General features: G+C 69.2%; 8 protein-coding genes. 5 read left to right on the plus strand and 3 right to left on the minus strand.

The genetic code is table 11. The features are described 5' to 3' along the window. Window positions 1-262: 262 nt before the first annotated feature. The 5 genes from CFN17_RS12855 (at window position 263) to sufU (ending at window position 9,577) form a co-directional block, all read left to right on the plus strand. Window positions 263-2,878 (plus strand): LuxR C-terminal-related transcriptional regulator, encoded by a 2,616-nt coding sequence (locus tag CFN17_RS12855; RefSeq protein ID WP_208748136.1) that lies wholly within the window; start codon window positions 263-265, stop codon window positions 2,876-2,878. Between the two features lie 59 nt (window positions 2,879-2,937). Further along, the gene (locus CFN17_RS12860; protein WP_208748138.1) at window positions 2,938-5,547 is read left to right on the plus strand and encodes a LuxR C-terminal-related transcriptional regulator; all 2,610 of its coding nucleotides are present in this window, start codon (window positions 2,938-2,940) and stop codon (window positions 5,545-5,547) included. A 481-nt stretch (window positions 5,548-6,028) separates the two neighbouring features. Then, a complete protein-coding gene (locus tag CFN17_RS12865) occupies window positions 6,029-7,612 on the plus strand; it encodes a sugar transferase (protein ID WP_208748140.1) in 1,584 nt (527 codons plus the stop codon). A gap of 190 nt (window positions 7,613-7,802) precedes the next feature. Further along, entirely contained in the window at window positions 7,803-9,110 is a 1,308-nt protein-coding gene (locus tag CFN17_RS12870; protein WP_208748142.1) for an aminotransferase class V-fold PLP-dependent enzyme, read from the plus strand. Window positions 9,111-9,121: 11 nt separating this feature from the next. Then, window positions 9,122-9,577, plus strand: coding sequence for a Fe-S cluster assembly sulfur transfer protein SufU (sufU, locus tag CFN17_RS12875; RefSeq protein WP_208748144.1), 456 nt, complete (start codon window positions 9,122-9,124; stop codon window positions 9,575-9,577). 107 nt (window positions 9,578-9,684) lie between these two features. On the opposite strand, the gene CFN17_RS12880 is transcribed toward sufU, so the two are convergent. From CFN17_RS12880 to CFN17_RS12890, 3 genes are read right to left on the minus strand one after another with little or no spacing between them, the layout of a single operon-like run. After that, window positions 9,685-9,906 (minus strand): SCO4848 family membrane protein, encoded by a 222-nt coding sequence (locus CFN17_RS12880; RefSeq protein WP_208748146.1) that lies wholly within the window; start codon window positions 9,904-9,906, stop codon window positions 9,685-9,687. 4 nt (window positions 9,907-9,910) lie between these two features. Next, on the minus strand, window positions 9,911-10,408 hold the full coding sequence (locus CFN17_RS12885; protein ID WP_208748148.1) for a DUF2505 domain-containing protein: 498 nt from the start codon (window positions 10,406-10,408) through the stop codon (window positions 9,911-9,913). 48 nt (window positions 10,409-10,456) lie between these two features. After that, the gene (locus tag CFN17_RS12890; RefSeq protein ID WP_208748150.1) at window positions 10,457-11,968 is read right to left on the minus strand and encodes an SDR family oxidoreductase; all 1,512 of its coding nucleotides are present in this window, start codon (window positions 11,966-11,968) and stop codon (window positions 10,457-10,459) included. Window positions 11,969-12,229 lie beyond the last annotated feature (261 nt).

The following is a 12,229-nucleotide window of genomic DNA, read 5'->3' on the forward strand; positions in this document are numbered from 1 at the left end:
TCCAACTGAGTACAGGTACGTAGAGGGGGCCGAATACTCGCCCGGTATTCGAGTACTACTTACGCATACGGAAAATTCGCGCGGTCAATACCGTAGATGTATCACCGCTCACACTTTGACTGCGAAGGTCTCTCATATGTTCCAGCAAGACGCCAGCTTGCCTGCGGGCAGCGGCCATACCGAAGCGTCATTTCCGGCGACGAGAAACGGCTACGGCCGCAACAAAGACAGACCTTTCACGCGCCAGGAAGTCGTTGCCGAGGTGGTCGAAACTCTGACCTCGGGCTCCGGCTGCGGCATCGTCCTCGTGGGCGACCACGGGGCTGGCAAGTCCTTCATCGCCCAGCGCGCCCTCGAGCAGCTCGGCGACGAGTACATGGTGGTCCAGGTCAGAGGCAGCTCGATTTCCTCCAAGCTGCCGTACGGCGCCCTCAGTGTGCTTCTGAACGACCTCGACGCCTCGCACCTGGAACACCCTCTGATGGTGCTGCGCGGGCTGACCCAGCTGCTGCACAGCAAAGCCGACGGACGCAGGGTGGTCCTCTTCGTCGACAACGCCCATGACCTCGACGAGCTCTCCAGCATGATGGTGGCCCAGTTGAGCGCGGGGGCACACGTCACGCTGCTGGCTGCGTGCGTGGACATGCCCCATGTTGGCGGTGACATCATGGGCCTCTGGAAAGACGACATGCTCCGGCGGGTCGACCTTGGACCGTTCGACTTCACCGAGACGGCAGCAACGCTGCACCACGAATACGGGGGACGGTTCTCCCTGACCGCGGCCCGGGCGCTTTGGAGCGCAAGCGGGGGCAACGCCCTCTTCCTCCATTCCCTGGCCCGGGAACAGATCAAGCTCGGCACCGTGCTCCGCCAGGATGGCGTCTGGTTCCTGGGCAACGGCCCCATCGCCCTGACGGGTGAGATCCGCGACGTCGTGAAGGCGCGCCTCAACCGGCTCGGGGCCGGCCAGCGCGACGTCTTCGAACTGCTGGCCCTCGCCGGCGGCGTCCCGCTGCAGACCCTCATGCTGATCGCCAACCCCCAGGACATGGACGCACTCCAGGAGCGGTCACTGATCCGGGTCACACACGAACACCCGCCGATGGTGAGCGTGGCCAACCCGGTAACCGCCGGCATCGTCGCCAGCGTCGTCCCCCCGGGCCGCAGCGCCGAACTCCGCCGCCGGCTGACGGCTGTCGTCCAGGAATCGGATGCTCTGGACGCCGGTGGTTCCACCGGCGTCGCCTGGGCACTGGACTGCGGGGAACAGGTGAGCCCCGAAGTGGCCCTTGCTGCGGCCCATACCGCCAACAGTGCGTCCGACCCCGTCGCGGCCCTTCGGTTCGTCGAGGAGATCGAGGGAAACGACCCCGCCGTCCCGATGGCCATCGAAGCGCTGAAAGCCCACATCTCGGTCAACAACGAGGAGTCCGCCCGCCGGGTCCTGGAGACGCTGGACGAGGCTGGCCCCGGGGAGGTCCCGCTGGGCGAGTGGACCGTCCTGCAGCTCCTGCGCGCTGAGCTGGACAAGCGTAGCCACGCCCCGGCAGCCGATCCCCAGGCACGGCTCCGGGAGCTCGCGGAACGGCTGGCCACGGAGCCAGCCGGGGACAGCCCCGCTGTTCGGACAGCCCGGGAGCAGCTGCGCGTGGCCGACGCCGAACTCGCCGCGTTCCAGGGCCGCTACGCCGATGTCCTGGCCGTCACCGACGGCATGGACACCGCCGACCTTGGCAGCGAATCCAGGATTGTGGCCTCCAGCCTGCGCTGCGAGGCCCTGGCCGTCACCGGCAACGTGGTGCAGGCCCTGGCCTTGGGCAAGCAGGTCCTGGCCGCCGCCGCCGGCGTCCGGCTCACGGACCGGGCCGCCCGTGAGATCCGCGGAAGGTTTCTGCTGCTCCTGCTCCTCTCGGCCAAGTACCGGGAGGCCTCGGCTTTCCTTGACGAGACCTACAGCGGCGGCGAACCACAGACCCGGCTCGGCGGGATGTTCGAGATCGGGCACGGTGTTATCGACCTGCACGCCGGGCACCTCGACGACGCCCTGTCCCGGCTCCAGGCCGGCCGCTGGCAGCTCCGGGCGCTGGACCCGGACACGCTGGCCGGCCTGGCCACGGCGGTCTGCGCCTACGCCGCAGCACTCCAAGGCGAAGAAGAGGCTGCTGGCCTCCTGCTCGCCGACCTCGCCCAGCCGCGGCCGGCCGCAGCCTGGCTGGTGGAACGGCTGACACGCTACTTCGAACTCTCAGCCCAGGCCGAGCTCGGTCAACGTTCCCTGTCGATCCGGGCGCTCACCGCCGAGGCGGACCGCGACACGGAATCCTCGGCCCTGGCCCCGGCGCTCCTGTTCCTGTCCGCCGCGTCCCGGCTGGAAGACCGCCAGACGGGCCAGAAACTGGGCGCCCTCAGCGACCGGGTCGCCGGACAGTTCGCGTCACTGTGCTCGCGGCTGGCCGAGGGCATGCGGGAGGCCGACAGTGAACGGCTGCTTGCGGCGTCCAAGGACGCCGAGGCCGCAGGGAACGCAGTGTTCGCCAGGGACGCGGCCCGCAAAGCCGTCAGTTGCGCCAACGACGCCGGCAACCGGATCGCGCTGCGGATCGCCCAGCGGGCGCAGCAGTCACTCGATGACAAGTTCGGCAGCCCGAAGAACGGCCTGCACTCGCTGACAACCTCGACTCTGACGGCAAGGGAATGCGAAGTGGCGGTCAGGGCCGCCGCCGGCACGTCAAACCGCAAGATCGCCGAACAGATGCACGTCTCGGTCCGCACAGTGGAGGGCCACCTCTACCAGGTGTATTCGAAGCTGCATGTGGCCAGCCGATCGGAACTCAAAGATGTCATCTCAACTCCGGCAGACAGCGCCCGGCTCGGCTGAGACCGGCACGTTCGACGGCGGCTGCCCGGCATCCGCCGGGGCCGGCAGGAAGAACGACGATGGAAAGCCTGGCTGAGACCGGCCCGCTGGTCGAGCGCTCGGCGCTCGTCAAGGAACTGGTGCGTTGCCTGCAGGACGGCACCAAGTCCGGTGCCCTCGTCATCGGCGGGGCCGGCACGGGCAAGACCGCGGTTGTCAAAGCAGCCATCCGCGAACTCGGAACCCGCAGCCACGTGATCCGGCTGACAGCCACCCCGGCGCTGGCCGCTGTCCCTTTCGGGGCGCTGGCTCCGTACCTGTCCACGCTCCCCGACCGCGAACTCGACTCCTATGCCGCGGTCGTGGAGGCCCTGGCGGGCAGCCTGAAAGCCGAGGCGATCCGGCCCCTCTTTGTGATCGACGACGCCCATTGCCTGGACCAGGGGACCATCCGGCAGCTCGCGCAGGCCGCGGCCACCGGCGCAGCCGGGATCCTGGCAACCTGCCTGCCCGGACCGATGATTGCCGAAGAATTCCTGTCACTCTGGGACGACGGCATCGTCGCCAAGTTCGACCTCGACCCGCTGAGCCGGACCGGGACCCACCAGTTGTGCGAGCAGGTCCTGCGGGCCGACGTCTCGCCCTGGGTCAGTGCGCTGTTTCACGACGCGGCCGACGGCAACCCGCTCATGCTCATGTCCCTGATCCAGCATGCCCGCGCCAGCGGTGCACTGGGCTTCCGGCACGGGGTGTGGTTCCTGCTGGCCAACCCCGAAATGGCTGGGGTCCCGGCCGCCGACGTTGTTGACCGGCAACTGCGCTCCATGACCCCGGAGGAAAAGACGGCCGCCACGATTGTTGCCCTGGCCGGACCGCTCTCCCTGGCCCAGATCCTGCGGATCAGCGGCCCGAAAGCTGTCGATGCCCTGGACACGGCCGGCATCATCGCCGTCTCGGCCGGGCATGACCGGCTGGTCCGGCCCGCGAGCCCCATGGTCGGCGAGATCATCCGCCACCGGGTCCCGGCCGGCCGGAGTTCAGCCCTGCGCTCCAGCGTCCTGGCGCTGCCCTCGGCCCGTACGGCGGCCCCGGGAGCGGCCCTGAACCGGCTGCGCTGGTCTCTCGACTGCGGTGTGGAAATCCCGCCGTCCCAGCTGTTGCAGGCCGCCGTTGCCGCGAACACCGCCTTGGACCCGGTGACCGCGGCCCGGGCAGCGCGGGCCGTTCGGGATACCCGGTACCTCTCCGAGGCCCGGATCCAGCTGGCGTACTCGCACTTCATCCTCGGGCGCACGGCGGCCGCGGCGGCGTGCCTGGAGTCCGCCGGGCCGCTGCCGGCCGGCAGACCCCCCTTATTGGCCGCACTGCTCGCGGCCCGGCTCGGGTCCGCAGCGCCGCCCCGGCCCTGGGGTGATCAGATCCGGGATGATCAGCTCCGGGACGGGACGGCCGTGGCGGAACTGGCCGCCGGTCTCCTCACCCGCACCTGGGACGGCCGGTTCGTAACGGCCGGACCAGTGCTCAGCGACCTCATCCGCGCTGCCGGCACCGACCCTGAAATCCGGGTGCCGGCCGTGTCCGTCCTCGCCGAAGTGCTGACCGCGCAGGGCCGGCTGCGGGCCGGGCTGCGCCTGGACGGGGAGGCCTGGAGCGGGGCCAGCAGCGCGAGCACGGCGCTTCCCCTGGTCTACGAGGACCTTGTGGTCCGGCACTGCCTGAACCTGATCCGGGCCGGCGACTGGGACGGCGTCGGCCGGGCCCTGGACGAATACGCGGCCCGCGAGCCCGGACGGCTCCTGTATAGCGGCGGCATGCTCCACCTCATGCGCGGATACTCCAGGCTGCGCCAGGGCAGGATGCGCGAAAGCCTGGCCGAAGTGCGCCTGGGCGTAGAGGAACTCACTATCGCCGACCCGCTGAACCTGCTGCCGTTTGCGCACGCCGTCGCTGCGTACGCGGCCGCCGCCGTCGGAAGCCACGAGGAGGCCGGAGAACATGTCCTGGCCTTCCGGCATTCGGCATACGGGGAACCAAAGACCCTGCAGCTGCTGGCGGAAGCGTACTGCCGGGCCGCGGCGCCCGGGGACGATCCGGTCGGGAGCGGCGCGGAAGCCTTGGCCCGGCTGGCGGACGAGGCCCTGCACGAAGGCCTGCGGGGCGTTGAAACCGACATCCGGCGGCTCGCGTTCCGCAGCGGCGACACTTCAGGGGCGGAATCCCTCGCCCTCAGCAGCAGTGCCGTGGACGGCCCGGAGGCACGCCTGCTCGAAACCTACGCGCGGGCGGTGTCGGCTTCCGACGCCGTCGACCTCATCGGGATCAGCGACGACGCGCTCAACGGCGGCCACGGGCTCCTGGCGCTTGAAGCCGCCCAGCAGGCCGAGCGGATCCTGGCCGACGACCCGGAACGGTGGAGGCTGACTGCGGTCCAGCGGCGAGTCCACCACCGCCTCGTGGAGGCCGGAATGTCGGCGCGGCTGGAGATCGTCCACAGCGATCACGGTGCCGCCCTGACCACCCGCGAGGCCGAAGTCCTGGAACTGGTGTCCGGCGGGGCAACGAACGCCGAGATTGCCGCTGCCCTGTGTGTGTCGCAACGGACCGTGGAGGGGCACTTGTCCCGCATCTTCGCCAAGCTCGGTGTCGGCCGGCGCACCGACCTTCTGGACCTGGGCACCGTTCAGCCCTGACACCGGACCCCCGCCGCAGCGGCGGCTGCGTACCGTCCGGGTGGACCGGGGGACCGGCGGGAGTATCCCCAAGTAGTGCCCGTCAAATCGGTCCCGCAGAAGTCGGGTAAACGCTACTCGTGTGTGGAACCGGTCCGGGCGATTGACTTAAGTCAGTCCCACGAACAACTCACAAAGGTCTCAGAATGAGGAACTTCAGGTCGGTACTCGACCGCGGGCACGACCTGCAGACTAGCGTGGCATCAAATAGCATCTTGCTTGCTGAGGCAGCCACTGCCACCATTAGAGGTGGTCGTGGCATAAATTCAATACACCGAACTCCTTCAGTGGATTCGCACGGGGCCGCAGCCGGCAGCCGTGCGCCAAGGTCGGAGCCGGCGGCGTCAGAGCCTTCTGAGACCGAGGCTCTCCCCCCAGCCGCCGTCGGCTCCCTTAATCGGTCTACACCCGGGTCCGGCCCGCTCAAAAGTGAGGATCCGGCATGAGCGCCGTCGACGAGCGGCGCAGGGGATACCGGCCCCGGGGAATCCGCTTGACGCGCCGGCCGGCCGCGGTTTTGGCTTCCAGCGCCGGGCCCCTCGCCCGGCCGTGGGGCACCGTCGACTCCGGCGTGAACGCGCAGGCCGCGCGCGTGGACTCCGGACAGTCCTGGGCCAAGCGCTACCGGCGGTGGCTGCGGATCACCGACGCAGTCATTGTGGCGGTCACCGTTGCTGCCGCGTACGCCTTCCGGTTTGAGGAAGTCGGGCCCTTCCCGGTCCATGCGGGCGCAAGCGGCTCGTATCTGGCGGTCAGCATTGCCGTTGTCTTGGCCTGGGTTCTGGCGCTTGAAGTGCACCGCACCCGCGAGGAGACAGTCCTGGGCATCGGCTCGGAGGAATACAAGCGGGTCCTGGATGCCACCCTGGGCGTCTTCGGGGGCATCGCCATTATCGTTATCCTTCTGGGCATCGACGTGGTGCGCAGCTACTTTGCCCTCGCGTTGCCGGCCGGGGCACTCCTGCTCCTGGTCAACCGCTGGCAATGGCGGGCGTGGCTGAACCGTCAGAGAGTTTTCGGGCACTACCTCTCCAAGGTGATCGTGGTGGGCGCACCTGCCGACGTCGAGTACGTCATCCGGCAGTTCGGCAAGGTTTCGGGCGCCGCGTACGAAGTCGTGGGCGCGGCGTTGCCGGCCGGTTCCTCCGAGAAACACCTGCAGATTTCTGCGGCCCGGATTCCGGTGCTGTGCGATGTCGATTCGGTGGCGGGGAAGGTCGCCGAGACGGGGGCCAACGCGGTGGTAGTGGCCGGGCCGCTCGAAGGCGGAACCCGGGCCATCCGGCAGCTGGGCTGGGCACTGGAAGGCACCCGGGCCGGCCTCGTCCTGGCCTCCAGCTTGACCGACGTCGCGGGCCCGCGGATCCACTGGCGGCCCGTGGAAGGCCTGCCCCTCATGCACGTGGAGCTGCCCCGGTTCACCGGCGTCAAGCACACGCTCAAACGCCTCGTGGACATTCTGGCATCCGCCGCGGCACTGCTGATCCTCTCACCGTTGCTCGGTGCGCTGGCCTGGATCATCGTCCGCGACAGCAAGGGGCCGGTGTTCTTCCGCCAGGAGCGGGTGGGACGCAACGGCAAACGGTTCAAGATGGTCAAGTTCCGTTCCATGGTCACGACCGCCGAACAGGACCTGGCCGGGCTGCGGCACCTCAACGAAGGTGCCGGGCTCCTGTTCAAGCTCAAGAATGATCCGCGGATCACCGCCTGCGGCCACTGGCTCAGGAAGTACTCCCTGGACGAGCTTCCGCAGTTCTGGAACGTGCTGAAGGGGGACATGAGCCTCGTCGGACCGCGGCCGCAGTTGCCCGGTGAAGTCGACGGCTATGAGGGCGACGTGAGCCGGCGGCTGCTGATCAAGCCGGGCATCACGGGCCTGTGGCAAATCAACGGCCGGTCCAACCTGGATTGGGATGAGAGCGTCCGCTGGGACCTCTACTACGTGGAGAACTGGTCTTTGACCGGAGACATCATGATCCTCTGGCGCACGTTCAGAGTCGTCCTGCATCCGGTGGGAGCGTACTAGGGCGTGCCACCCCTGTCCGGTGGCCGTCCGCTGGGCTCCCGGACCGGATAAGAGGCCGCGCGCAGCGGCCGCGCTGGAGGTCTGCGGGAACGTGGGATAATTAGGTCGAATCTGTGTGACGTATTTCCGGCGGCCGGCTTCCCGGCCGCCGCGGTACGCCCCATCGAACGCCGATCCAGGAGTCCCCGCCATGGTTGCCACCCCAGCCCATCTCCGCCGCTCTGCCGTCGCGCTCGGAAACGAGGAGGTTCTGAGGATCCGCAATGACTTTCCGATCCTGCAGCAGCACGTCAACGGCAAACAGCTCGTCTACCTGGACTCCGGGGCCACCTCGCAGAACCCGCTCAGCGTGCTCGAGGCCGAGCAGGAATTCTACGAGCAGCGCAACTCGGCGGTCCACCGCGGGGCGCACCATCTCGCCGTCGAGGCCACCGAGGTGTTTGAGAACGCCCGGGAAACCGTAGCGTCCTTCATCGGAGCGCAGTGGGACGAACTCATCTGGACCTCCAATGCCACGGAGGGCCTGAACCTGCTCACCTACTCCTTCCTCAACGCCTCGCTCCCCGGAGCGGGCCCCGATGCCGCCCGTTTCGCCCTGGCGCCGGGCGACGAACTCGTGGTCACCGAAATGGAGCACCACGCCAACCTGATCCCGTGGCAGGAGCTCGCCGCCCGGACCGGCGCCGTCCTGAAGTTCATCCCCATTGACGACTCCGGCGCCCTGGACCTGGACGCCGCGGCCGGCATCATCGGGCCCCGGACCCGCGTGCTGGCATTCACCCACGCCTCCAATGTCCTCGGCACCATCAACCCGGTGGCTGCCCTGGTTGCCCTGGCCCGCTCAGCCGGGGCGTTAGTGGTGCTTGACGCGTGCCAGTCCGCGCCGCACCTGCCCCTGGATGTCAAAGCGCTCGACGTCGACTTCGCCGTGTTCTCCGGGCATAAGATGCTGGCCCCCACCGGAATCGGCGGCCTCTACGGCCGCTCCGAGCTGCTCAACGCTATGCCGCCGTTTTTGACCGGCGGCTCCATGATCACCACCGTCACGATGGAACGGGCCGGCTTCCTGCCGAGCCCGCAGCGGTTCGAGGCCGGAACCCAGCGCATTTCCCAGGCCGTGGCCCTGGCTGCGGCGGTGAACTACCTGAGCGAAACCGGGATCGGCCGCATTCACGCGTGGGAGGCCGAACTCGGCCAGCGCCTCGTGCAGGGCCTGGCGTCCATCCCCGGCATTCGCGTGCTCGGCCCCGCCGCGGGGGAGGACCGCATCGGCCTGGCGGCCTTCGACGTCGCCGGCGTCCACGCGCACGACGTCGGCCAGTACCTGGACAGCCGGAGCATCGCCGTTCGGGTGGGGCACCACTGCGCCCAGCCGCTGCACCGCCGGCTCGGCCTGACGGCCACCACCCGCGCCAGCACCTACCTGTACAACACCACGGACGATGTGGACGCGTTCCTCAATGCGGTCGCCGACGTCCGTGCCTACTTCCAAGCCTAGGACGGACCTCCATGAGTCTTGACCAGCTTTACCAGCAGATCATCCTGGAACACTCCAAAGCCCGTCACGGCAGCGGCCTGGACGCTGCCGCGGCGCCGGCGGGTGCCGCTACCGGCCAGTCGCACCAACTGAATCCGACGTGCGGGGACGAGATCACGGTCCGGGTGTCCGTGGCCGGCGGGAAAGTCAGCGAGCTGCGCTGGGACGGGGAGGGCTGCTCGATCTCGATGGCCTCGGCGTCCGTGCTGACGGACCTCGCCGAGGGCATGGCGGTCGAGGAACTGCGGACGGTGATCGACAGTTTCCGCGAGGTGCTGCGCTCGCGCGGCAAGATCCCGGCCGACCCGGAGCTGCTGGGCGACGCCGCGGCGTTCGAGGGCGTGTCCCGGTACGCCGCACGGGTCAAGTGCGCCATGCTCTCCTGGGTGGCTGCTGAGGACGCCCTCGGCCAGGCACTGACGGCCTGACGGCGGGCGCTCAAGGCGCACGTTGTCACGGGCGGTCCCCGGGGAGGGACCTTGGGCACGCCGGCGGCGGTGACCGCCGGCGTGCCGGTCGCTATGCGTGCCGGATGCTAAGCGAGCAGCCCGGCGATGCCGATTACCGCCGTCGCCGCCCCCAGCACCATGGAGATGCTGACGAGGACCACATGGACGGTCAGGAATCGCGTGGCCTTGCCGTCGGCGTCGCGGGCGCGCGGGTCCTTCATGACCCGGCGCAGGAACTGCGGCCAGACCACCAGGGACCAGACCCCGGCGATGATCAGGACGACGGCAGGGAACGCGGGCAGCTGCACGGCGTTAGTGGCTTTCGAGCCAGGCCTGCGCCTGCTGGGACTGCAGGTTCAGGGCCTTGCCGACCATCGGTTCGGCAGCGTCGGCGATCTTGCCGCCGAGGAACGGTACCGAGGAGGTCACGTTGCCTTCAAGCTCGATCCGGGTGCTGCCGCCGTCGGACACGAGGCGCTGGACAGCGCTGACATCCAGCGGTGCGCCGGCGACCTTGAGCGAGATCCTGCTCTGCCGGGAGCCGTCGGCTGCCGGGGCCTCCCAGTCCTCCAGCTGGGTCACCTTGAGGCTTTCGCCGACAATCTTCCGGGCAAGGTCCGGCATCCGGGTGGTCGGGATGGTCCGCACGGTAGTGGTGCTGAACGCGCCGGCGGGATCGCCGTCGACGGCGAAGGATTCGAGGCTGCCGCCGACGAGTTCGCTCGTGTGGCGCAGGAAGTCTTCATTGACGAAAACCGCTGCCACGCGGTCGACGGCGTGCGGGACAGTGGTGGATGCACTCAGGGCCATAGGGGGGTCCTCCGTGGTGTGGAAGTGGACGATTCGGGCTCCAACATCCTACGTGGTGCGCCGGGCAGGTTCCGATTCGAGCCTCTCCAGGTCTCGGGCGGCGGCCGTGATATTCCGTGACATGGCCGGAAAAATGACGCTGTGGAACGGCAGCACGGCCAGCCAGTAGAGGCGGCCGCTGAGGCCTTTCGGGAAGAAGATGGCGCGCTGCCGGTACCGGCTGCCGGCGCCCTCCGGCTCGACGGCGAGCTCCAGCCAGGCCCGGCCGGGGGCCCGCATTTCGGCGCGCAGCCGCAGCAGCCGGCCGCGGTCGATCCGCTCCACCCGCCACCAGTCCACCACCTCGCCCTCCGCCAGCAGGTGCGGGTGCCGGCGTCCGCGCAGCAGTCCCGCCCCGCCGGTGAGCTTGTCCAGCCAGCCGCGCACCTGCCAGGCCAGCGGCAGCGAATACCAGCCGTTCCGGCCGCCGATGCCCTCAATGACGGTCCAGACGTACCGGGGATCCACGTCGCTGGTGAAGCTGCGCTCATCCAGGAACACCGTGTGCCCGGCCCAGTCCGGGTCGCTGGGCAGGGGATCGGCGTCGGCGCCGGCGCTCGCCCAGGTGGTTTCGACCTGGCCGTCGCGTTCCTTGCCCAGTGCCAGCGCCACGGCCCGCCGGTACGGCGTCAGTCCGCCCTCCGGCACCGGGATGTAGGCATCGATGTCATGTTCCCGGGAGACCGCATCGTGCTGGAGCGACTCCACGAGCGGCAGGGACATGGACAGCGGGATCGGGGTGGTCAGGGCCACCCACAGCCCGGCAAGCCTGGGGGCGGGCACCGGAAGCGCCAGGACCACCCGGTGCGGCAGGCCGGCCTCGGCCGCGTATTCCTTCATCATGCCCGCGTAGCTGAGCACCTCCCGGCAGCCGATGTCGAACGTCCGGTTGATGGGTCCTTCCAGCGACGCGGCGGCCACGAGGTAGTACAGGACGTCGCGGACCGCAATCGCCTCGATCTTGTTGCGCACCCAGCTGGGGGCCGGCATCAGCGGGAGGGTCTCGGACAGGTGCCGGATCATTTCGAACGACGCCGAGCCCGAGCCGATCACGACGCCGGCCTGGAACACCACGGCGTCCACCGGGCTGGCCAGGAAGACGTTCCCCACGGCTTCGCGGGACCGCATGTGGGTGGACAGCCTGGCCCCGGCCGGGTGCAGGCCGCCGAGGTACACGATCCGGTCCACGCCGGCCGCGGCAGCCGCCCCGGCGACGGTCCCGGCCATGGCCTTTTCCTTCGCCTCGAACCCGGCGCCGGCGGCCATGGAATGCACCAGGTAGTACAGGACGTCGACGCCGGCCAGCGCCTCGCGCAGGGCCGCGCCGTCGTCCAGGCTGCTCTGGATGACCTCGACGTCCTCCAGCCACGGCACGCCCGCGATCTTGGCCGGCGTCCGGACCAGAACCTTGACGCGGTGCCCGGCCTCGAGCAGGCGGGGGACCAGGCGGCCGCCGATGTAGCCGGTGGCGCCGGTGACCAGCACCGTCTTTGGATTCGCTGCTATGGGGACGCCGTTCATGGAAGGCTCCTGTCGTTGCGCCTACAAGGCATTCGGAGTGCGGGCCGCCGCGGACGGCTCCCGGCCGGACCGCAATCCGGCCGGCAGCCGTGCCGGCGGTCCTGCCAGCCTAGCCGCGATGGCCGGGAGTGTCTGCCGGCCGCCGGCCGCCGAAGCCGGGTCCGGGCTGCCACGGCTGCGGGGTAGGCTTGGAAGACCCGGGATTCCGACGAATTCCGGCTATTTGTGTTGCCTGCACGTCCGTGATCACCTCAGGAGCAA

Origin of the sequence: Arthrobacter sp. PM3, assembly GCF_003352915.1 — a bacterium.
Lineage (GTDB): Bacteria > Actinomycetota > Actinomycetes > Actinomycetales > Micrococcaceae > Arthrobacter.

Coding starts and splice junctions, on each gene's coding strand:
- CFN17_RS12860 (WP_208748138.1), top strand. CDS start 2,938: ATGGAAAGCCTGGCTGAGACCGGCCCGCTGGTCGAGCGCTCGGCGCTC.
- CFN17_RS12865 (WP_208748140.1), top strand. CDS start 6,029: ATGAGCGCCGTCGACGAGCGGCGCAGGGGATACCGGCCCCGGGGAATC.
- CFN17_RS12870 (WP_208748142.1), top strand. CDS start 7,803: ATGGTTGCCACCCCAGCCCATCTCCGCCGCTCTGCCGTCGCGCTCGGA.
- sufU (WP_208748144.1), top strand. CDS start 9,122: ATGAGTCTTGACCAGCTTTACCAGCAGATCATCCTGGAACACTCCAAA.
- CFN17_RS12885 (WP_208748148.1), bottom strand. CDS start 10,408: ATGGCCCTGAGTGCATCCACCACTGTCCCGCACGCCGTCGACCGCGTG.
- CFN17_RS12890 (WP_208748150.1), bottom strand. CDS start 11,968: ATGAACGGCGTCCCCATAGCAGCGAATCCAAAGACGGTGCTGGTCACC.